The following is a 20,755-nucleotide window of genomic DNA, read 5'->3' as shown; positions in this document are numbered from 1 at the left end:
ACGAAGACGATGCTTCTCATCAAATGCCCTTACTGCGAAGAAGAGCGCCCGGAACTGGAATTCCGCAATGCGGGTGAAGCGCATCTCGTGCGTGCTGCCCCGATCGTCGAGCAGTCTGACGACGATTTTGCCGCCTATCTGTACTTCCGGCAGAACCCTAAAGGGCTGCAGTTCGAACGCTGGCGGCATATTCATGGCTGCGGGCGGTTCTTCAATGCCGTGCGCGATTCCGTTTCGGACAAGTTCCTGACCGTCTACAAGGCCGGTGAGCCGCGCCCGAACGTGGAGTTGCTCCTCTCCCGGCCAGCCGCATCGCCAGACCCGGTTGAGCAGCCAGCATCGACACGCGCGCCCCGCGCCAAGAAAGCAGAGGTGTAAGCCGTGAGCACGTCTATTCATTCAGGAAGCAACCGTATTGCCGGCGCGGGCCGATTGACCCCGGCGAAAACCGTACGCTTTACGTTCGACGGCCAGAACCTGACTGGCCTCGAAGGCGACACGCTGGCCTCCGCGCTGCTTGCCAACGGTATTCACCTGGTTGGCCGCTCGTTCAAATATCACCGTCCGCGCGGTATTCTCTCTGCAGGCAGCGAAGAGCCGAACGCATTGGTTGATATCGAGCGCGACAAGTCGCGCAAGCAGCCCAATGTGCGTGCGACCGTGCAGGAAATCTATGACGGGCTGAAGGTCAAGTCACAGAACCGCTGGCCATCGCTGACTTTCGATGTCGGCGCCGTTAATGATGTCTTCTCGCCGATGCTCCCCGCGGGCTTCTACTACAAGACTTTCATGTGGCCGAAATTTGCCTGGAAGACCATCTACGAGCCCAAGATCCGAGCCGCCGCAGGTCTCGGTGTCGTCCCTGGCGAGCCAGACACGGATCGCTATACCAACCGCTTCGCCCATTGCGATGTGCTCATTGTCGGCGCGGGCGCCGCTGGTCTTGCCGCAGCGCTGAGCGCGGCATCGACCGGTGCCAAGGTCATTCTTTGCGACGAGCAACCCGAAGCCGGCGGCGCATTGCGCTATGAAAGCGACGTCACCATCGACGGCGTTTCGGGCCATGAATGGGCAGCTGCGACGGTTGCGAAATTAAGGGCGATGGACAATGTCACCGTCCTCAGCCGAACCACGGCTTTTGGCTATTACGCGCAAAACTTCGTTGGTCTGGTCGAGCGTATCAGCGACCATCTCAGTAATCCCGGCTCAGATATGCCGCGCGAACGGCTTTGGCAGGTTCGGGCGAAAAAGGTGATCCTCGCCACTGGTGCTATCGAACGGCATATGGTGTTTGCCAATAATGATCGCCCGGGGGTCATGCTGGCTTCGGCTGCTCGAATGTTCCTCAACCAGTACGGGGTTGCGATTGGCCGGAAGGTTGGGGTCTACACTTCCAATGATTCGGCCTATGCCGCGGCGATCGATCTGAAGCGCGCCGGGGTCGATGTGCCTGTGATTGTCGATACGCGCGACGATCCATCATCTGCGGTTGTCAACGAAGCCCGCTCGCTTGGTATCGAGGTCTTGACTGGGCATGCCGTCTATAGTGCCGGCGGCAAACGCCGCGTATCGTCGATGTCGATCCAGCCAAACCGGGGAGGCAATGAGCGCAAGGTCGCCATTGACGCGCTGATCATGTCCGGTGGCTGGACACCGTCGGTGCATCTGTTTTCCCAATCACGCGGCAAGGTCGCGTGGGATGCTGAAAACGAGCGTTTCCTGCCTGGCACATATGCGCAGGACTGCGTTTCTGTCGGCGCCTGCAACGGGACAGACGGCCTGCAAGCTACACTGGATGAGGCTTTCGCAGTTGGCGGCGGCAACGCCAAATCTATTTCTGCGACCGGCGGTACGGACTGGGTCGGTGGTATGATCGGCTCGGCACCTGGCGCTGGTGCGGACACAACCGTCAAGGCCTTTGTCGATTTCCAGAACGATGTGACGGCGAAGGATGTGCGGCTCGCCGTGCGCGAAGGCATGCACTCGATCGAACACGTCAAGCGTTTCACCACCAACGGCATGGCGACCGACCAGGGCAAGACGTCCAATCTGCATGGCCTTGCGATTGCCGCCGAAGCGCTGAACCGGCCAATTCCGGCCGTCGGGTTGACGACATTTCGCGCGCCCTTCACGCCGGTTACATTCGGCGCGATCGTCAATCACGCGCGGCATGATCTTTTCGATCCGACGCGGTGTACCCCCATGCATGCCTGGCATGCGGCACATGGCGCGGCCTTCGAGGATGTCGGCCAGTGGAAGCGTGCCTGGTATTATCCCCAGGCTGGCGAAGACATGCATGCGGCGGTCAACCGCGAATGCGTTGCCGTGCGCAATCAGGCCGGCATCTTCGATGCGTCGACGCTTGGCAAAATTGAGGTGGTCGGGCCGGACGCCGCAAAATTTCTGGAACTCCTCTATACCAACCCTTGGGAAAAGCTCGGCGTCGGCCGCTGCCGTTACGGTATCATGCTGCGCGAAGACGGGTTCATCTATGATGACGGTGTCGTCGGCCGCCTCGCTGAGGATCGTTTCCATGTGACAACGACGACCGGCGGCGCGCCGCGCGTCATGCATCACATGGAAGACTATCTCCAGACTGAATTCCCGCATCTCAATGTCTGGCTGACCTCGACGACCGAGCAATGGGCGGTGATTGCCGTACAGGGTCCGAAGGCCCGCGAAATCATTGCGCCGCTGGTCGAAGGCATCGACATGTCCAACGAAGCCATGCCGCATATGAGTGTGCGGGAAGGCAAGATCTGCGGCGTGCCGACACGATTGTTCCGGATGTCGTTTACCGGGGAGGCCGGCTACGAAATCAACGTGCCTGCTGATTACGGTCAGGCGGTGTGGGAGGCCGTCTACGCGAGCGGCAGGCCGCTTGGCCTGACGCCCTATGGCACGGAAGCGATGCATATCCTGCGTGCGGAGAAGGGTTACATCATCGTGGGTCAGGACACGGATGGCACAGTAACACCGCAGGACGCCGGTCTCACCTGGGCCATCGGCAAGAACAAGACAGACTATGTCGGCATTCGTGGCCTTCTGCGCCGTGATCTGGTGGCGGATGGCCGCAAGCAGCTTGTCGGGCTGAAAACCGTGGATCCGAAGATCGTGCTGGAGGAGGGCGCACAGATCGTTGCCAACCCGAACCAGCCGGTGCCGATGACTATGATCGGTCATGTGACCTCGTCCTACTGGTCGGAAAATTGCGGCCGCTCCATCGCCATGGCGCTGGTGATCGATGGGACAAAACGGCTTGGAGAAACCCTCTACGTACCTATGCCGAACGGAGTGATCGAAGTGGAAGTAACCGGAACAGTGTTCTTCGACGAAAAAGGAGAGCGTTTGAATGGTTGAGATGATCCAGGCAACACGGTTGCATCCCCTGCAGGCGGGCTCAGTATCAGTAGCCCTGGCTGACAATGCGACGCGTGTCTCGCTTCGCGCGAGATCAGACGCGATCCCGGCGCTCTCCAAGGCATTGGGGCTGAATCTGCCGGTCAAGCCGAAATCAACTGTCGCGAACGGCAGCCGCACCGCCATGTGGATCGGTCCCGACGAATGGCTCATTATCGACGGCGCAGATAGCAGCCTTGTTGCTGACCTGGCAAAAGGACAAGTGCTGCACTCCGCAGTCGATATTTCACATCGCAATGTCGGTATTATCGTTTCCGGCAAAGGCGCGGACAGAGTCGTCAATGGCGGATGCCCGCAAGACCTGTCGCTCAAAGCCTTTCCAGTGGGAGCCGCGTCCCGGACTGTTTTCGGCAAGATCGAGATTGTCCTGCTGCGCACCAGCGAAAACAGCTTTCGTATCGAATGCTGGCGGTCGTTCTCGACCTACGCCTACGGTTTTCTGCAGGAATCAGCGCGCGACGCCGCTGTATAAGACAGGCTCCGGCATAAGGTCAGGACCTGTTGATCTGGTCCAAATGGTGTGAAGCTTTTCGTGCGGATACGAGGAGAAGAGGCGACGGCAATGTTTATTCATTGTCGTGCCTTTGCGACACAGTAGCCGGGCGAAAAGGCCATATCCGCGGATGCCGAGACGGCGGCAAACTGCGGTATGGAGCTGCTTGACCGGGGAAGACCCCGCCCTTCGCGTATCTCCTCGCATTTTCTATCTCTCCCAATGAAAAGGCAGCACAGCGGTCCACCCGCATCAATTTTATGTTAGACGTCCTGATAATTGAACTGCCGGTCGCAATTACGCCGCCGTCTGGCTTAAAGAGATGCCGGTGACCGCTGATTCGCGTGGTCTCTTTGCTCAGAGAAACGAAATGGCTGTCAAAAAACGCCTGGTTGTCAATTTTACGGGCTATGAGGGATTACATCCTGACGCGGTTCGCGGGCGTTATCTGAACAGTTCCGCCGATTTCAACAGTCTCTGGCACGCGAAGACCCGAGCAGGGCCAATGGTGCCACAGGGGCAGAACATTGCATCCATGCAGATCGCAACGAGCGGCGCCAACTGGCAAACCCAAACCGAGTTTTGCCAATATGGCGCAGCGGATATTTTCGACGCCTATGCCGCGCGGAACGTTGCCACGCGCTTTGCCACGGGATTGATGGCGTTTCTCGATATTCTGCTGACGGGTACGTTCTGGCGTTACCTGCGCACCAGCTGGCGCTTCTGCGTCTTTTTCATGTGGCCTTTTGCGCTTGCCTGCTTCATCACGCTGGTCACGGTAGCCATCGGACTGTTGCCATTATTTGCCGGTTACAGCGCCCTTCATCTGCTGTGGACGATCCCGCTCGCGCTGGCAACTGGCCGGCTTCTACTCATCTGGCCAGGCGAAAAATTATTCTTTTCCTATCTGCTCGATGACTGGGCGGCCGCCTCGGACCGCATCCATGGCCGCAATCCTAGCCTCCTGCAACGCCGGCACGCTTTTGCAGATCAGTTGGCGGAAAAGCTGCGGACAACCGACGCGGATGAGGTCCTTATCATCGGGCACAGCCTTGGCACCGTTCCCGCGGTGGAAGCTATCGCCGACGTCTGGCGCAGCGATCCGGAGCTGCTGAAGCGGAAGCCTGTGTCGTTGCTGGCGGCGGGCTCCTGCCTGTTGATGATCGCTTTTCATCCGCGAGCGGCTGGATTGCGTGAGGACGTGCGGATTGTCTGCCAGGACACACCGGTCCTATGGGCGGAGTTCCAGACGATCACCGATATCATCCATTTCTATAAATCCGATCCCGCGAAGGCGCTTGGCATCAAACCGCGAAGCGCGCTGACAATCCGGCGGATTCGTTTCAAACATATTCACAGTGCCAAGCGCTACGCGCGTGCCAGGAAGAATTTTTTCAAGATGCACTTGCTGTTTCTCAAAGGGGCACAAATTCGCAATCCCTACGACATAGGCATGTTCGTACAAGGTCCTTTTGCGTTTGGGGATCTGGTAATCAGATATCAGAACAGTGCAGCGCCGCTCGACGAGGCGGGCAGGGTCATGGAACCGGCCTGACGCCTCTGCTCAATCCATTTCGGGCGGATGTTCGAGCACGGCGATGGTAAGCCAGTTGGCAACGAGCGCCGGCTTGAGCGAACCTTCGATCTCAAGGGTCACTTCGTAATTATTGAGCACGCGGCCCGAGGGGCGGATATCAGCATCCACCAGCTTGAAGTGCGCCCGTACCTGCTTGCCGGACTTGACCGGTGCCATGAAGCGCACCTTGTCAAAACCGTAATTAATGCCCATCGTTGCGCCCTCGATCATCGGCAAGGCTTCGTAGGCAAGCGTCGACAGGAGCGAGATCGTCAGGAACCCGTGCGCGATGGTGCCGCCGAAGGGCGTTTCCTTCTCGGCGCGTTCCGGATCGGTGTGGATGAACTGATGGTCATCGGTGGCATCGGCAAACTGGTTGATCATCTCCTGGCTGACGACGCGCCATTCGGAACAGCCGATCTCGGTGCCAACCGCTTGCTTCAATTGCTTGAGCGTAATCGCTTCTTTCATGATGTTCAGCTTTCCACCGGCTTCTTCAAACTCTTGCGCAGTCGATAGCCGGTTATGCCCCGGTTGTCATCCCTTGCATGAGAGGTTGCGCCCTGGACGCCGGGAACCTGGCGATTTGTGCTTGGTTATGGGAAAGATCAGATGGTGGGCGTGACAGGGATTGAACCTGTGACCCCTACGATGTCAACGTAGTGCTCTCCCGCTGAGCTACACGCCCATCTCCTAAGTTGTTTGTTTCGGGCACAAACCAAGTAAGCAAGGGAGCTTCTTATATGTCCGAGATACAGCAAGTCAACACCTCCACAGGTTCGGAAACCCAAGGGAACTTCGTTAATTCACAGGGTACAGAACCATACCGGATTACTCGCCTTCACGACTGGTGGTGTCTGACGTGGGAGGAAGAAGGTAATCGTCGTCGTTATAAGCTTTCGATGGACTACCAAGAGGCTGTAAGGTTAGCACCAGCAAAGTTCGCTGAGTTGGCACAACCTATTGAAAAGCCGATACTTTCAGTCAATGACGTATTCAAACTATATATGACTGAGAATGCTGAGAAGCCTATTTGTGTAACCCTTAAGTACACCAGTAAGGCTCTTAGACCCATGTTCGGAAACAAGTTACCTTCAGAGATAACAGTAGCTCATTGCCGGGAGTACACAGCAGATAGACGAGCAAGGGACCTTAAGGACGGAACTATCTGGACTGAATTAGGTCACCTAAGGATGGTTCTCCGGTGGGCTGAGAAGCACAAATACATACCGGAAGCCCCCTATATCGAAAAGCCTATGAAGCCAGAACCGAAAGAAGATTATCTTACTCGACAACAAATTCAGAAGCTTCTTCGCGACTGTCCTGCACATCTATCTCACCTTCGGTTAGCCGTACTCTTGATGATTTCCACGGGTGCCAGACTGTCAGCCGCTCTTCAGTTGAAGTGGGATAGGATAGACTTCGATAGAGAGCAAGTAGACCTACGAGTTGCAGGAATGGGACGAAGAAAGGGTAGGGCTGTAGTGCCAATGAGTAAGACACTCAAGGAGGCACTTTCGAACGCCTTTGTTTCGGCAAAAGAGGGGCGCACAGAGGGTTTTGTAATTGAGTGGGGTGGTAAGCCCATAAGGACTTTAAAGCGTTCCTTGAATCTCTTAGCTGAAACTACGGGTATATCGTTTACAGCCCATATGTTGAGGCACTCTGCTGCTGTGTGGTTGGCTGAGGATGGACATTCGATGCACGAGATATCTCAGTTCCTAGGTCACTCGAATACAATAATCACAGAAAGGGTCTATGCTCGCTTTAGTCCAGCCTATCTTCGGAAACTGTCTTCTAGCTTGGAATTGACAGACTAATAGGAGGTATTTATATCTCTTAGTTATCGAAAACACCAAACATAGGAGTGCAATATGGCTAAAGCACCACGAGTAGAAGCTCCAAATGCTGAAGCACCAGCATACGAAGTGATTAATGACCTTCCGATACCTGAAAGAATTCGTGGTTCGAGAGAAACCAAGTACCCCTTCGCTACTATGAACGTTAATGCAGGGTTCAAGTTCAGTGCTGATGAACTCAAGAGGGTCAATGCTGCGGTCAACTCGTACAAGCGGAACCACGAGGGTCAGAACTTTACTGTGCGACGGATTGACGAAAACACATATGGTTGCTGGCGTATCGAGTAGTAAAAGGTTTTCTACACAATTAATCTAGCGACAGTTACTTGAAATAAGGCTCCTTCTGTTCATTCAGTTGGGGCCTTATTCTTTTTCTACATAATTATTTTCTTGACATTTGCACTATTTGCTTGACAAATCGATAAAAATATGTTATAATGTAAGTGTAGAATGGATATTTTTACGGCATTACTTTTTTCAACAGAATTAATATATCTATTCACGTCGTGGTACGCGAGCTTCTCTACTCCAGCTTACCTACATTCGACGAGTAATGGAGCGGATGTATTGGGGCAAGGAAATGTAGATAGGTTTTCCGACAACAATAACTCCATTTCTACCTTTATTTTCTCTCCATTCCACAAAGCCAACCTTCCGTTACTATCCGAATAGGTTTTATTTGCCCCAAGGAAGGCCGCTGAGCGGTTTTGTGGGGGTGTCCGGTGTCACTGGGCCGGGGAACACGGAAAAGAGTCTCCACGGGCTTCTATGGCGATTTGTTCTCAGGTCGATTGATGGACGGTCGATGGGGGGGGGAGGGGGTTTTCCTCCAGGTACGTTTATTTTTAAAAATATGGGGTCATTGCGAGAGGGCCTTAAATCAAGGGAAAGGGGGACTATAGGGGGATAGGGATACCAAGGGTTATTACCTTAGGTTCCTTACCTTAGGTTCCTTACCTTAAGTTCCATACCTTAGGGAAATCCTTTAGCTCCTAAAGATACCTATAGAACTCCTAGGGTTCTAAACGTTAGTACTACCGTAATTAAAATCTTTAACTAAAGATACCTTAAGTTGGAACCTATAGTTATTAACTTAAGTTATTTATATAGGAACCCTTGTCAAAATTTCAAGGGTTCCATACAAATATTTTTGTTTTCGAAATAACCATTTGGTTTTTACAACTATCCTTTGTTCTCCCTTCTTTGTTTTGTTGTTCGCTGACCTCATCCCCCTTACCCCCTTCTCCACAGAGATTAGGGAATAATTACAGAGGTAATATATGGGAGGACATTTCAGAATTAATACTGTTGAAAATTTTTAAGATATTTTATCCAGAAAGGAATTATTCAAATGACCAAGAAATTTACGCTAGTTGAAAGAATGAAAGCTAAGGAAGCTCACCTTACTCAAGCGGACCTGAAGCAGCAACTCGACTACAACGGCACTACTGGTGAGTTCACTTGGAAGGAGCGTCCTACGGAGAACTTCGCGACCGAGGCAGCTTCCAAGATTTGGAACAAGCGGTTTGCCGGTAACGTAGCGGGTACAATCTCCTCAGGTGGTTATATCTCCATCTCCGTGAATGGTAGACCCTACCGTGCACATCGCCTAGCTTGGTTGTTCGTCACAGGAGAATGGCCGGAAGATGACATTGACCATAAGAACGGTATTCGAGACGACAACAGTTGGTCGAACCTTCGTCCCGCTACTCGTGCAGAGAATCAGCAGAACCGTACGAAGCGTGTCGACAACAAATCAGGCTACATCGGTGTTACGTGGTACAAACCAACTGGAAAATGGAATGCTCAAATTAAGGTTGGGGGAAAAAAGAAAAGCTTAGGTCTTCACGACCATCCAGAGCCTGCATACGAAGCGTACCTCGCGGCTAAGGTGAACTTGCACACGTTCCAACCCATCCCACGAGCAGCGTAACAAGAAAGGGAACCACATGAACTACAATTCGAAACACATCGATTTCTCCTTGTTTGAAGAAGTTTTGAAGGTCAAGAGACCAGATGGCCGCGTAAAACACCTTGGCTGTTCTAATGTCGATATGGCTGTCGATTTAGGAAACAACTTCTTGTTTGTCGATTGGCTTGACGATGAGGCACGCAACGAACCATGGAAGAACGAAGGTAAGCTTATCTACGCTAAGAAGCTCACCAATCTTTCCCCCTACATCACCTACCTTCTCGTAACCGGGGATGTAGAGACACAAAGTCCAGAGCACTTCACCGTTGTTCGTAATGGGTTGTTGAACCTTCGTAGCGATGATAGGTCCAAAGTTGTATGGCAGCCATGCACTAAAGAGAAGCTAGTCCAGTTGGTTAAGAACTGGGTCGATGAGCAGTCTTAAGTTAGTTTTAACACCACATTTGATTAATTCATTTTCACAACTTATTTCTTTCCCACACGAATTTGAGCATTAGTTCATTGGATAGCCGAAAGGAGATTTTACAGAATATATTTTTAGATAGGATTATCCAGTGACATATAAGCAAATTGAAACATTTCGTAATGCAGATAATAATACTCCAGTTAATTTCACAAAGCTCCAAGAGGGTTTCAGGATTACTGATTCCACCCAAGCTAAAGGCTACAAGCAACTAGGTTGCACAGATGTAGACGGCCTAACCGAGTACAAAGGCTACTTCCTCATGCAGGAATGGAAAGGTACTCGTGACCTCCCGATAGGCCAGAAGATTCTCGCTGAGAACTTCACCAAACTCTCCCCCAAAGCATATTTCGTCCAAGTCTACGGTTTCACGGATAAGATGGAAGTTATCGCTTATCGCGTCTGTAAGGAAGGTAAGTGGAAAGAATGGATTGAGTGCGAAGAAGGAATAGACTCGTTTAACGAGATGCTCGCCTCATGGTGTGACTACGTATACAACGCAACCTACAAGACCAGTAAGGGAGTGCACTAAGATGGATTATGCACTTTTCATTATCGGTATCCTTATGGTTGCATTAGGGGCCGCTGAAGTTTTTTCAAGGCACGTATTCCTGTTCATCTATGGACCGCCTCTTTTCAAGAAGAAGGTGAAAAACGAGATTGAACAAAAGGATTCCATACAAGGGCCTAGGAGAGGCGATTAACCGCTCAGGGCTCTTCCTACCCGGCAGTACCTAGAAACGTGCCAGTGGCTCGCTAATGGGTCAAGGAGCACATCTAGCGTACTGTCTGGGGTAGACGATATTACATAATTATATTTCAACCAATAGGCACACCCGTTGGGTGTTGTCGGCTAGGGGTTGAGTTACTCGAAAGGGTTTCTCCCCCTAGTTATATTTCATAGAAAGAAAATAATAATGACAGATGGATTTAGCGCTCACACAGACGACGATGCAACTTGGTTGGTTTACACGCAAGGAGGTTGGACCCTTTCGTTGTCCCTAGACCTCGATGCTTCTAATGCGGAAATCAAAAAGGGTTATCATGAACTACTCGATATGTACCTTGAGATTACGGATATTTCCTCATGCCTCCAGTAAGCTCAACGGCTATCGGTTATGTAGCATTTAACAACAAACTCCAGACTTTGACTATCACCTTCAGGAAGCGCGGTAGGTACACATACTACGGTATCTCTCAGGAAGTGTTTGCAGCTTTTCTAGCAGCCTCATCTAAGGGTCGCTTCTTCAACTTTTCAATTAAAGATTCCTATGAATACACCAGAGCCTAAGGACGACGAGACAACTGAAACGCACCCACGTGATGTCTATAAAACACATACCCTTGAGGATACGTTTTCAGATGCATATGAGGAACAGTGGCACCCCAGTAAGCTAAAATTCAAGTCCCCCGGTAGACCGCGTAAGTATTTTACCGAAGAGGAACAGAAAGCTGCGCGAAATAAGTCTATGGCGAAGTACATGAAGAAACGCCGTAGTGAAGACCCTGAGTTCCATGCCAAGCAACGAGAGTCTCAAAAAGCTTGGTACGAAAAGAAGGGTAGGGAGTATATGCGCACGTATATGGCTAAGCGTTATCAGAGGTTGAAAGCTGAGAAGCAAATTCAGATTGAAGTAGACCAATAATTTTAGATATCGGAAATATTTTAGAGAGTGATTTTGAATGGATAAATTTAAACCTACGGGGGAGTTGAAGCCCTATAACCCTCCTCTTCGAAACAAACTAGGTTGGACTATTGCTGGGCTACTAGAGAAGCTCGGACTAGATAAGTACGGTCAGCAGGATGTCGCTGAAGCAGTAGGTACTGTTGCAGATTTCATTCCCGGTGTTGGAGAAGCCGTAGGGATAGACGATACCAAACGTGCATATGACGAGGGTGACTACCTTGGTGCTGGTATCAGTGCTGCTGGTACCTTGGCTGGTGTTATTCCGGGTGTCGGGGACTTAGCCGGTAAGGCCATCAAAGAGGGTGGCAATGTCGTAGAGACAGTCGTCAAGAAGAAAATCAAGGATATGGCCCCTGATGAACTCAGGGCATACAAGGCAGCTAAGCAAGCTGAGGCACGTGCTAAGAAGCGTGAGGCTGAGATTGCTGCTGGTGTCGAGGTCAAAGGCCGTGGTCGTCCGGTAGGTTCAGGAAAGGTCAATGACCCCAAGCTTGGTAGTTCGGCTGGTGAGTACGTCGATGAGATTGACCCGAATGCAGAAGTCCAACACGACCTGGTAGACGAGCTCTCCTATGGTGCGACAGATTACACACCAGAACCAGACCGTATCCTGAACGAAGAGCTTTACCTCCGTGGTCAGGTAGAGAAGCCCCTCACCGAGAAGGACCGTAGGAAGGCAGCAGCGGACCTCTTTACCGAGAGACAGAAAACGCAGTCTTTGGACAAGTCGGTAACTTACCACGCTAAGCGTCGAGTAGGTGAAAATCCCGGTGCTGGAAAACCTCCGCTTTATCGCGACAGGTTCAATACACAGATAATCGAGAACCCAGACGGTACGAGGAAACTCTACGACCAAGATTATGTAGACCCTTCTCCAGACCCTCATAAGCGTTACGACCTCCAAGGCGACAATATTCATACGAACGCTCGTCTGAAGCGTGGTCCCCAGATAGACGGGGATTGGATTGATAGGGTTCTAGAGGACATCAAGCGGAACGGCTTTGAGGACTTAGACGATATGCCTACAGGCCTTGATGAGGTTTACGAAGAGGCTATTCGTTCCCGTACTCCTGAAGGTACTTCCTTCACTCAGGGTGAGGGTAGGGTTAAAGGTTTCCAAGGTCCCGGAAAGGTAGAGGGTGATGTTGTTACCTCTCGTTACCTCAAGCAACCTGACTACCTACCTGACGAGACAGTTATTGGTGGTTTTGGCCGTAGGTTGACTACTGCCAGGGATGAGGCTGAGGTTAAAAGGCTCCGTGACCAAGCAGCCAAGATGTTCGGGAAGAAGGTTGTCGATACGGGTGAGGCTAAGCTTGACCCTAGCGTACGTGACCTAGTGAAACAGTTATCCCCACAGGACATCGAATACATGCTGAAGAACGTTCCCTTTGCTGAACGCAAGGAATGGGTCAAAGCGAGACTGACAAACAAATGATAGAGGTAAAACTCTTTGGTTCCTACGGGGCACAACACACCCCGTCAGGACTCTTCATCGATATGAACGGTAAGACTCGTATCAAAGACCCCATCGGACCTCTGTGTCGTCTTCTCCAAGAGCATGGTTATGAGGGATTAGTTCGTATCACTCGTGATGGTACTCCAGTTTTCAAGAATGACTTAGATTTATCCTTCTGGGCAGGACTAGACTTCGTAGACGAACAAACCAAGTCAGCGAAGTGTATTAAATACCGTCCATTTGGGTGGTCATCCCCAGAAGAAATTAGCGAGAAGGGTAGGGCCTAGGGAATCATACCTCAGAACTAAGAAACCCTCAAAAAGAAGGGAATGGAACCAATGGCTAGACGTGATGTTATTAAACCTCTCAAGGAGAACGATTGGTCACACCTATTGCCTGATGAACAACGAATGCTCAAGGATGCTATCGAAGAGATTGAAGCTCTTAGGAAGGCATTCAAAGAAATGAAACAGAAGTGGTTCAAGTCACGAGATGATGTTTGGTCATTGGAACGTAGGGTTGATTCACTACTAGATGACCAACTAGATTAACTCACATACCTCAGTGCGCCTTATCCTTATCAACTGGTGGCTTAAGCGCCTGTTCGAGGATATCCCCAAGCAGTCCGTGCATTGCCTGAGCGGTGACCAAGCTCATTCGCATCCTCGTGTTGATAACAACCTCTGGCTCGTTACCAGCGTCATGCACAATATGAGCCGTGGCGAAGGAAACCATACCGTTATTGGCTCGGTACTCCGTGAAGAAGTCAACAAAGCTAATGGGAACACCATGGTCCTTAATCTTGAACGTCTCATCACCTACCTTGAGGGTCTTACCGCTACCAACAACGACTTCATCGGTCATGAGTATCTTTCTCCTGAGAATGCCAAAGTTCTGGGGATTACACGCAGAATTGTGAAAAGAGTCGAGGCTCCAATTACCCAATACACAAAGGAAAACGAATGACACCCCATGAATTTGATAATTGGCTTACAGGATTCTTGGATGCCATCGGAGAGGATAACCTAACGAAGGAACATCTTCAGGTAATCCGAGAGAAGCTGAAGTCGATTAAGACATTCCTCCTATACCTCCCACCCATTGGTTCCATACCTCCGCAAATACCTCCCGCCCCATCTCCCATGAAGCCGTATTGGCAGAACCCATATGGTGGCTCCCCGATTGGCTAAGGGAGGTAAAGAAGGGAGGAGAAGAGAGAGGAAAAGGGGGAACCTATAAGGAGGGGGATAAGGAGAGAGATACGGAGGGATGATTCGGAGGGTATCTTACGAAGAGTAAAATACTTAACGAATGTACCTAGGTTATAAGAAAATACCTTTACTAAATGTATCTCTTAGAAACTAAGGGTATCACTAAGGGTAAGGGGTAGCTGAATAGGTTATGAAGTTATAATAATTTCTAGAAGGTATCCAATCTTAGTCCAATATTTTGTTCTCCCCCAAGGGGGTGCTTAAGGTGTCGGCTCCCTAAGACACACACCTTGAGAAACATATTATAGATATAATGTTTTAAAGTATACGCCAAGTATAACAAATCGGAACTCCGAAATTTACGTGCCGATTCAAACCAAACGGAATTGCTAAAAGTACGTGTCTGGCCGATTGCAACCAAACGGAATGCCAAACTTTACGTGTCTAGTGGATTATTACTAGAATTCTACCCTCAGACCAGCAGTTCTATACTTGTTCTTATTCTGTACTGCTTGAGTTCTCTCTGCCTCATAGCGCCCCGTACAGAGCGTTCTGGGGGTTGTCCGGTACGATGTAGCCTAAAAGCCCCTAAAACCTCTCCTTGGGCTTCTGTGGGGATTGACCTTCTCTCTACCTGGACTACCTGGGTGTAAGGGTCAAATAATATTAGCGGTAATATATAGAGGGGAGTGCTTGTAGAAATTTTCTAGGCGATTGTGCCACCCGTTCTACTCTCTCCCTTCTAACCATATCAGAAAGGAACGGACATGTTGTTACATCTAGTTGAGGCTAGGTTGTCACCAATGGTGATGGGCGTGCTGATACTGCTGTTTGTTGCACTACTCCACGACTAACGAGTCTACCGACATACATATCAGAAAGGACAGAGATAGTGATGACCAAGAAACACTATATAGCCGTCTCTGACGTGTTCAGGGATGAGATGAAATACCTTCGAACATTCTTAGACCGAAACGGTAATGACATAGCGAAAGACCACTTGGAAAATGTCGCTGTGCAACTCGCTATTTTCTTCAAGAAAGACAACCCACGCTTTAACCGTGAACGCTTCATGACAGCTTGTGGGTTCTAACAGAAAGAGAATGTGGAAATGAAAAAGCTTATCACTACCCTTGGGATTACCCTCTTTCTTGCGACCTCTGCTAATGCCCATTGCTGGTTGCCACAAGATGTCTTCGACCCTCAGCAACGGTACGAATATCAGCAGTGCAAGATGTTAGAAGAGCAGTTGAACCGAATGGAACGTCTCAAGCGGGAAAGCCGGATGAAACGAACTCAACGGTTTTATGAAGACCTCTCCAATGACAACGACCTGAGCGCTAACAACTTTCGTAAGCAGCTTAGGTATGAGCTAGGGTACTAATCAGACAGGACATACACCATGACAGACAACGTAGCTGTATTGGATGGTTTCACTAAGGAAGTGATGGCATTCAGTGACATGGTAGAACTTCACCTTCTCATTAAGCCAGACGCTGACCTAGACGATAGGTTCAAGGCTTGGGATTGTGATGAGCAAGAGTACCTCCAAGTTAATGGTTGGCTCTTCACCTTCGAACATATCTAAACGATACACACATATCAGAAAGGAACTAAACATCATGGCCTTTGAAATTATCAACGGTTTGGAAATGCCAGACAGGACCAGTTCACGGGAAAGCATCTACCCCTTTGGTGTTATGCAGGTAGGTCACGCTTTCAAGTTCTCACCTGAGGAACTCAAACGGGTAACTGCTGCTGTCGGTGCGTACCGTAAGAAAGATAAAGAGAAGTCATTTGCTATTCGCAAGATAGATGACGAGACCTACGGTTGCTGGAGGATTGAACCACCGGCTGCTTGACCTTCGGGTCCATACATAACTGATATCAGATAGGACCCCTAGTGTTCACGCACTGGGGGTTTCTTTGTGCCTAACGTACCCTCTTACCTTTACGTAAGTCGTCGGTCGTGAGGTCCATTCGTAATCCTCGGACTTATCTTTCCCCTTTGTCCCTCATCCTGTTACTACATAACAAGTATAACAAAGTACTTGACAACTAATGTCACAGTAAAAGAATGTGGATTGACAACTACTGATTAGTAATTCCATCAACCAGTACTAGAGGTTTACTCCAGGTTTACTTCTAAGGGGTGGGTACCCCCAGAATTTTTACTTTAAATATTTGCGCCTACCCTCGTATTTACAAGGTGTAATTTTTCAACTCCTTAAAGGATATATACAAATTGATATCACAAAAAGATTTGAAGTCACTCCTAGTTTATGACCCTGAGATACGAGCCAGACTATGGGATGGCGGTTTGTACGTCATACGTGATGTATGTGACGAGAACAATAAGTTCAAGGGCTGTCAGTATGCCGTCATTGACGAAAACAACAAGATTTCATGGCTGGACTGCATTGAGGGTGTCTTGTTCAGGGACATCCAGCCAATAGGCACAGAATAGATTTTATTACATTTTTCAACCTCTCCCTAGGTTCTTAGGTCGCTAGAGGTCATTAGCTTAAGGAAATTTACAATGAGCGAAGAAGTTAAGACCAACAACCTTGGTGACTATCTCAAAACTGGTGGTCCCGGTCGTGTCAAAGGCTCTAAGAACAAGATTACGAAAACTATCAAAGAAGCTGTCAAACTTGCCTTTGATGAAGCTGGTGGACACGAGTATCTCCTAGAGGTTGCTAAGAAAGACCCTAAGACCTTTGTTCAGTTGGTTGCTAAGCTTATCCCACAGGAAGTCACTGGTGACACCAAGACGACCCTAAGAATTATCACTGGGATTCAGCGAGACACTCCTTCTGAGGAGTCTGAATAATCAATGCTTACCTCCCTTGAAGAGGGGGAGGTCTACGAAAACGAAGAAGAGGAAGAGGGTAACGTAGAGGAAATTGACCTCGGTTACGAAGCTCGTTCTCAGTTCCGTCTATTCCATTCTCGCACAAAGCGTTGGGGTTGTATCCTTGCACATCGTCGTGCCGGGAAGACCGTTGCTTGTGTCATTGACCTCGTAGACCACGCCCTAGCCAACGCCAGAGAATATCCGGCCCCCAGGTACGCCTATATCGCTCCTACCTTTGCTCAGGCGAAGGATACTGCATGGGGCTACCTCAAAGAGTTCGCTTCCAAAATACCGGGTACTGAAATCCGTGAGAGCGACCTTTCCTGTATCTTCCCTAACAAATCTGTTGTTCGCCTCTATGGTTCCGACAACTACGACCGACTCCGTGGAATCTATTTCGACGGGGTAATCATCGATGAAGCTGGTGACATTGACCCTAGGGCATGGCCTGAAGTCATTCGTCCTGCTCTAGCTGACCGTCAAGGTTGGGCTACGTTCATCGGTACCCCCAAGGGGATGAACTTCTTCTACGACATCTACCAACAGGCCAAGAACGAACCCGATAAGTGGTTCTCATTGACCCTCAAGGCTTCTGAGACAGGCATTCTGACGGCTGGCGAACTACACGACGCCAAGCACATGATGACCCCTGAACAGTACGAGCAGGAATTCGAGTGCTCCTTCACTGCGGCTATCAAAGGTTCCTATTACGGTTCCCTAATCGAAGCTGCTGATGTTGAAGGCAGGATTACGAAGGTTGCCTATGACAAGGCCGCTCCGGTCTATACGTCTTGGGACTTGGGTATCAACGATACTACGGCTATCTGGGTGTTCCAAATTGTCGGTAACGAGAGGCACTACATAAACTACTATGAGAACGCCAACCAAGAGCTTTCTCATTATGTGGATTGGATTAAAGCTCTCCCGTACTCAATCGAGATGAACTACCTACCGCATGACGCAGAAGCTAGAGAGCTTCAGTCTGGGAAATCTCGTATCCAGTTCCTTAGAGGACGTGGATTAACGTGTGATTCTCTCGACAAGACCAAATCTGTTATTGGCGATATCGAACTAGTACGCTCCATATTGAATCGTTGTTGGTTCGATAAGGAACTATGTAAGCGTGGCATTGAGTGCCTAAAGATGTACCAGTCGCAATACAACGAAAGGATGCAAGTCCTGTCGAATAAGCCATTGCACAACTGGGCTTCTAACGGTGCGGACTCTTTCCGCTATTCAATTGTTTCAGGTGCAGAGAACAGAGCTAAACGTCAGTCGTTTTGGGATACCCTTGGTAAGACTAAGAGTAAGTATGTTTCTGGTCTTGTTTAAATGCTTGGAAAACTGGTTCGGACGTTACTAGTGCTATTTGTGCTAGTTGAGCTAGTGGAAGCGTTGGTGGTGAATAGATTTAAGCTCAACCATCGCTTAGTTGGTTTGCTGTACTACCCTTCACATCTCAATAAAAAATAGAATTACCAAACAATATTCCAGCCCTTCCTAGAGGCTGAACAAACATTTAGTTTTAAGGAATTTTTAATGGCTGAAAGAAAGAAACTTACAGAGGACGAGATTGGAGGTCTGGTCCAACAGTATGTTAGCCGCTCTATCGATTACGACCGACAGGAGTACCGCTCTAACCGAGTTAAGGCTATTGAATACGTCCGGGGTGAGCTTCGTGACGTTCCTGCTGATGAAGGTACGAGTCAGATTACCTCGTCGGATGTTGGAGACGTAATAGGCTGGATTCTTCCAGGTCTAATGCGAGTTTTCTTCGCAGGGGACAATCTCGTCACCTATGAACCTCATGGTCCAGAAGACGAAGAGTCTGCTGCTCAGGCTACTGATTACGTCAATTACATCCTTACGAAAGAGCTAGACGGCTACCGTATATTCAACGGTGTTTTCTATGATTCCCTTCTACATGGAAACGGTGTGGTTAAGCATTGGTGGGAGCCGTACGAGAAGGCTACCGTCCACATCTTCCACAACCTTACGGAAGCTCAAGCTGCACTCATCCTCTCTGAAGAGGGTGTTGAAGTTCTAGAGCAAGATGTTTTCGAGGAAGTTGTCCAACCAGAGGTTCCACAAACTCCTCTACCAGTTGGTAATCTCCCTCAGTTGCCTCCAATGGTAACTAACCTCTACAACCTCAAGGTTAAGAAGGTTGAATCTACCGGCTGTCTGAAGGTCGTTGTAGTTCCCCCAGAAGAGTTTCTCATCGATGCGGTTGCTACTTGTATCGAAGATGCAAAGTTTGTCGCTCAGAGGACTTTCCTTACCCGTTCGGAACTAATCGAAAAGGGTTTTGATGAAGACCTCGTATACAAGCTCCCGGCCTTTGGCGGGGATTTGTCGTTTGACCGGGTTCAAGTATCTCGTCGGGAACAGATTGGTTCTCTTTGGACTTCTTCCGGTATCGATAGTTCCACAGACGAAATTGAAATTATCGAAGCGTATGTCAAGTGTGACTACAATGGTGATGGTATTGCTGAAACCCTACAAGTTTTCATGGGTGGTTCCGGTACCAGTGTTGTTCTAGATTGGCAGGAGTGGGAAGGTGACTATCCGTTCTCGGATTTCATTGCTGAACCTGTTCCTCATCGTTGGCTTGGTCGTTCTGTCTTCAATGAAGTCGAAGATGTACAGCGAGTTAAGACGGTTCTTATCCGTCAGATGCTCAACAACCTCTATCAGTCGAATATTCCTGACCGTATCGTAGACGAAGAGCGGATTATCAATCCCGATTCACTCTATGACCGGCAGATTGGTAACGTCATCCGTGTAAACGGTGACCCTGCATCGGCTGTATTCACAACTTCAGTTCCCTTTATCGCTGGTGAAGCCCTCAAGGGTCTCCAGTACATGGATGAGGTCGTAGAACGTCGCACAGGAGCCTCTAAGGCCACTATGGCGCTTGATTTGGATGCGTTGCAGCACCAGACCGCCACGGCCGTAAACGCTGCTCAGACGGCTTCCTATTCGAAGATTGAGCTTATCGCTCGTAACTTCGCTGAAATGGGCTTCAAACGGTTCTTCAAGTGCCTTTTGAAACTCGTTGTCCAAAACCAAGACATGCCACGTACCGTGCGTCTCCGTAACAAATGGGTTGAGTATGACCCTCGTGGTTGGAATGCATCTATGGACACTTCTGTCTCGGTTGGCCTTGGTTCTGGCTCTAGGGACAAAGACCTTATGATGCTCCAGCAGATTGCTGCCAAGCAAGAACAGATTATCGCCCAAAGTGGACCTACAAACCCCATCTCTGGTGTCGATAAGTACGTCACGACTTTGCGTAAAATGGTTGAGGTCTCCGGTATCAAGAATACCGAACAGTTCTTCAATGAGATTACGCCAGAGGCTCTACAGCAGTTGTCACAGCCTCAGCAACAGCAGCCGGACCCAGAAGTGGCCAAGGCACAAGCTGAGATGCAAGTTAAGCAGCAGAAGGCCCAGTTCGATGCTCAACAGGCTCAACAGAAGGCTCAAGCTGACTTCGCCCTGGAGCAACAGAAGATGGCCGCTGAGCTTCAAGCAGAGCGTGAAAAGAACGCTATGACCCTCCAGGTCACTCGCGAAAAGCACGAACTTGATATGCAGATGGCTCGTGAAAAGGCTGAGTTTGAAATCCAGCATAAACGGGAAGTCGCACTCCTAGAAGCTCAACTTCGTCGTGAAGAGATGCAGATAGAAGCCCAGATTACTCGTGAAGCTAATGCAATGAAAATCGCACAAGGGGCACAAGGCGGATTTGACACAAATATCGTCAAAGCTGACCTGAGTGAATAACTAATTT

Annotated in this window: 21 protein-coding genes and 1 tRNA gene; 19 read left to right on the top strand and 3 right to left on the bottom strand. The window is 49.7% G+C overall.

What is annotated here, in order from left to right:
- Positions 1-9: 9 nt before the first annotated feature.
- The 4 genes from CU103_RS12470 (at position 10) to CU103_RS12455 (ending at position 5,468) form a co-directional block, all read left to right on the top strand.
- Positions 10-378: a sarcosine oxidase subunit delta gene (locus CU103_RS12470; RefSeq protein ID WP_106664234.1), complete on the top strand. Its 369-nt coding sequence runs from the start codon at positions 10-12 to the stop codon at positions 376-378.
- A 3-nt stretch (positions 379-381) separates the two neighbouring features.
- Positions 382-3,360, top strand: coding sequence for a sarcosine oxidase subunit alpha (locus CU103_RS12465; protein ID WP_245448746.1), 2,979 nt, complete (start codon positions 382-384; stop codon positions 3,358-3,360).
- A complete protein-coding gene (locus CU103_RS12460) occupies positions 3,353-3,892 on the top strand; it encodes a sarcosine oxidase subunit gamma (RefSeq protein ID WP_106664233.1) in 540 nt (179 codons plus the stop codon). The genes CU103_RS12465 and CU103_RS12460 overlap by 8 nt, the downstream gene beginning before the upstream one ends.
- Before the next feature lie 391 nt (positions 3,893-4,283).
- Positions 4,284-5,468, top strand: coding sequence for an alpha/beta hydrolase (locus CU103_RS12455; RefSeq protein WP_106664290.1), 1,185 nt, complete (start codon positions 4,284-4,286; stop codon positions 5,466-5,468).
- Between the two features lie 9 nt (positions 5,469-5,477).
- Here CU103_RS12455 and CU103_RS12450 read toward each other — a convergent pair whose 3' ends face one another.
- Entirely contained in the window at positions 5,478-5,960 is a 483-nt protein-coding gene (locus CU103_RS12450) for a MaoC family dehydratase (RefSeq protein WP_106664232.1), read from the bottom strand.
- Positions 5,961-6,102: 142 nt separating this feature from the next.
- Positions 6,103-6,177, bottom strand: a tRNA-Val gene (locus CU103_RS12445).
- Between the two features lie 55 nt (positions 6,178-6,232).
- Here CU103_RS12445 and CU103_RS12440 point away from each other — a divergent pair.
- The 9 genes from CU103_RS12440 to CU103_RS12395 all read left to right on the top strand — a co-directional run bounded on the left by CU103_RS12440 (position 6,233) and on the right by CU103_RS12395 (position 13,442).
- Complete coding sequence (locus CU103_RS12440; protein ID WP_106664231.1) at positions 6,233-7,309, top strand: tyrosine-type recombinase/integrase; 1,077 nt, start codon at positions 6,233-6,235, stop codon at positions 7,307-7,309.
- A 54-nt stretch (positions 7,310-7,363) separates the two neighbouring features.
- On the top strand, positions 7,364-7,636 hold the full coding sequence (locus CU103_RS12435; protein ID WP_106664230.1) for a hypothetical protein: 273 nt from the start codon (positions 7,364-7,366) through the stop codon (positions 7,634-7,636).
- Positions 7,637-8,699: 1,063 nt separating this feature from the next.
- On the top strand, positions 8,700-9,281 hold the full coding sequence (locus CU103_RS12430) for an HNH endonuclease (protein WP_210203754.1): 582 nt from the start codon (positions 8,700-8,702) through the stop codon (positions 9,279-9,281).
- A 16-nt stretch (positions 9,282-9,297) separates the two neighbouring features.
- A complete protein-coding gene (locus CU103_RS12425; RefSeq protein WP_106664229.1) occupies positions 9,298-9,705 on the top strand; it encodes a hypothetical protein in 408 nt (135 codons plus the stop codon).
- Positions 9,706-9,835: 130 nt separating this feature from the next.
- On the top strand, positions 9,836-10,276 hold the full coding sequence (locus CU103_RS12420; protein WP_106664228.1) for a hypothetical protein: 441 nt from the start codon (positions 9,836-9,838) through the stop codon (positions 10,274-10,276).
- Positions 10,277-10,831: 555 nt separating this feature from the next.
- Positions 10,832-11,035 (top strand): KTSC domain-containing protein, encoded by a 204-nt coding sequence (locus tag CU103_RS32765; RefSeq protein WP_106664227.1) that lies wholly within the window; start codon positions 10,832-10,834, stop codon positions 11,033-11,035.
- A complete protein-coding gene (locus CU103_RS12410) occupies positions 11,016-11,390 on the top strand; it encodes a hypothetical protein (protein WP_106664226.1) in 375 nt (124 codons plus the stop codon). The genes CU103_RS32765 and CU103_RS12410 overlap by 20 nt, the downstream gene beginning before the upstream one ends.
- 37 nt (positions 11,391-11,427) lie before the next feature.
- Positions 11,428-12,870 (top strand): hypothetical protein, encoded by a 1,443-nt coding sequence (locus CU103_RS12405; protein ID WP_106664225.1) that lies wholly within the window; start codon positions 11,428-11,430, stop codon positions 12,868-12,870.
- 359 nt (positions 12,871-13,229) lie between these two features.
- Complete coding sequence (locus tag CU103_RS12395) at positions 13,230-13,442, top strand: hypothetical protein (RefSeq protein ID WP_146147788.1); 213 nt, start codon at positions 13,230-13,232, stop codon at positions 13,440-13,442.
- Between the two features lie 10 nt (positions 13,443-13,452).
- On the opposite strand, the gene CU103_RS12390 is transcribed toward CU103_RS12395, so the two are convergent.
- Positions 13,453-13,755 (bottom strand): hypothetical protein, encoded by a 303-nt coding sequence (locus CU103_RS12390; protein ID WP_106664222.1) that lies wholly within the window; start codon positions 13,753-13,755, stop codon positions 13,453-13,455.
- A gap of 1,458 nt (positions 13,756-15,213) precedes the next feature.
- Between CU103_RS12390 and CU103_RS12375 the strand changes: the two genes are divergently transcribed.
- The 6 genes from CU103_RS12375 to CU103_RS12345 all read left to right on the top strand — a co-directional run bounded on the left by CU103_RS12375 (position 15,214) and on the right by CU103_RS12345 (position 20,748).
- Positions 15,214-15,486, top strand: coding sequence for a hypothetical protein (locus tag CU103_RS12375; protein WP_106664219.1), 273 nt, complete (start codon positions 15,214-15,216; stop codon positions 15,484-15,486).
- 18 nt (positions 15,487-15,504) lie between these two features.
- The gene (locus CU103_RS12370; protein ID WP_106664218.1) at positions 15,505-15,690 is read left to right on the top strand and encodes a hypothetical protein; all 186 of its coding nucleotides are present in this window, start codon (positions 15,505-15,507) and stop codon (positions 15,688-15,690) included.
- A gap of 34 nt (positions 15,691-15,724) precedes the next feature.
- Complete coding sequence (locus tag CU103_RS12365; protein ID WP_106664217.1) at positions 15,725-15,964, top strand: hypothetical protein; 240 nt, start codon at positions 15,725-15,727, stop codon at positions 15,962-15,964.
- 677 nt (positions 15,965-16,641) lie between these two features.
- Positions 16,642-16,935, top strand: a complete 294-nt coding sequence (locus tag CU103_RS12355) for a hypothetical protein (RefSeq protein WP_106664215.1) — start codon at positions 16,642-16,644, stop codon at positions 16,933-16,935.
- Between the two features lie 3 nt (positions 16,936-16,938).
- Complete coding sequence (locus CU103_RS12350) at positions 16,939-18,291, top strand: terminase large subunit domain-containing protein (protein WP_106664214.1); 1,353 nt, start codon at positions 16,939-16,941, stop codon at positions 18,289-18,291.
- 207 nt (positions 18,292-18,498) lie between these two features.
- The gene (locus tag CU103_RS12345; protein WP_106664213.1) at positions 18,499-20,748 is read left to right on the top strand and encodes a portal protein; all 2,250 of its coding nucleotides are present in this window, start codon (positions 18,499-18,501) and stop codon (positions 20,746-20,748) included.
- Positions 20,749-20,755 lie beyond the last annotated feature (7 nt).

The organism is Phyllobacterium sophorae, assembly GCF_003010965.1.
GTDB lineage: Bacteria > Pseudomonadota > Alphaproteobacteria > Rhizobiales > Rhizobiaceae > Phyllobacterium > Phyllobacterium sophorae.
The sequence above is the reverse complement of the archived record's forward strand: the minus strand, read 5'-3'. Positions and strand labels throughout refer to the sequence as shown.

What these genes read in the sequence shown, in the direction of transcription:
- CU103_RS12470 (WP_106664234.1), top strand. Translation starts at nt 10, where the DNA reads ATGCTTCTCATCAAATGCCCTTACTGCGAAGAAGAGCGCCCGGAACTG.
- CU103_RS12460 (WP_106664233.1), top strand. Translation starts at nt 3,353, where the DNA reads ATGGTTGAGATGATCCAGGCAACACGGTTGCATCCCCTGCAGGCGGGC.
- CU103_RS12455 (WP_106664290.1), top strand. Translation starts at nt 4,284, where the DNA reads ATGGCTGTCAAAAAACGCCTGGTTGTCAATTTTACGGGCTATGAGGGA.
- CU103_RS12450 (WP_106664232.1), bottom strand. Translation starts at nt 5,960, where the DNA reads ATGAAAGAAGCGATTACGCTCAAGCAATTGAAGCAAGCGGTTGGCACC.
- CU103_RS12440 (WP_106664231.1), top strand. Translation starts at nt 6,233, where the DNA reads ATGTCCGAGATACAGCAAGTCAACACCTCCACAGGTTCGGAAACCCAA.
- CU103_RS12435 (WP_106664230.1), top strand. Translation starts at nt 7,364, where the DNA reads ATGGCTAAAGCACCACGAGTAGAAGCTCCAAATGCTGAAGCACCAGCA.
- CU103_RS12430 (WP_210203754.1), top strand. Translation starts at nt 8,700, where the DNA reads ATGACCAAGAAATTTACGCTAGTTGAAAGAATGAAAGCTAAGGAAGCT.
- CU103_RS12425 (WP_106664229.1), top strand. Translation starts at nt 9,298, where the DNA reads ATGAACTACAATTCGAAACACATCGATTTCTCCTTGTTTGAAGAAGTT.
- CU103_RS32765 (WP_106664227.1), top strand. Translation starts at nt 10,832, where the DNA reads ATGCCTCCAGTAAGCTCAACGGCTATCGGTTATGTAGCATTTAACAAC.
- CU103_RS12410 (WP_106664226.1), top strand. Translation starts at nt 11,016, where the DNA reads ATGAATACACCAGAGCCTAAGGACGACGAGACAACTGAAACGCACCCA.
- CU103_RS12405 (WP_106664225.1), top strand. Translation starts at nt 11,428, where the DNA reads ATGGATAAATTTAAACCTACGGGGGAGTTGAAGCCCTATAACCCTCCT.
- CU103_RS12395 (WP_146147788.1), top strand. Translation starts at nt 13,230, where the DNA reads ATGGCTAGACGTGATGTTATTAAACCTCTCAAGGAGAACGATTGGTCA.
- CU103_RS12390 (WP_106664222.1), bottom strand. Translation starts at nt 13,755, where the DNA reads ATGACCGATGAAGTCGTTGTTGGTAGCGGTAAGACCCTCAAGGTAGGT.
- CU103_RS12375 (WP_106664219.1), top strand. Translation starts at nt 15,214, where the DNA reads ATGAAAAAGCTTATCACTACCCTTGGGATTACCCTCTTTCTTGCGACC.
- CU103_RS12370 (WP_106664218.1), top strand. Translation starts at nt 15,505, where the DNA reads ATGACAGACAACGTAGCTGTATTGGATGGTTTCACTAAGGAAGTGATG.
- CU103_RS12365 (WP_106664217.1), top strand. Translation starts at nt 15,725, where the DNA reads ATGGCCTTTGAAATTATCAACGGTTTGGAAATGCCAGACAGGACCAGT.
- CU103_RS12355 (WP_106664215.1), top strand. Translation starts at nt 16,642, where the DNA reads ATGAGCGAAGAAGTTAAGACCAACAACCTTGGTGACTATCTCAAAACT.
- CU103_RS12350 (WP_106664214.1), top strand. Translation starts at nt 16,939, where the DNA reads ATGCTTACCTCCCTTGAAGAGGGGGAGGTCTACGAAAACGAAGAAGAG.
- CU103_RS12345 (WP_106664213.1), top strand. Translation starts at nt 18,499, where the DNA reads ATGGCTGAAAGAAAGAAACTTACAGAGGACGAGATTGGAGGTCTGGTC.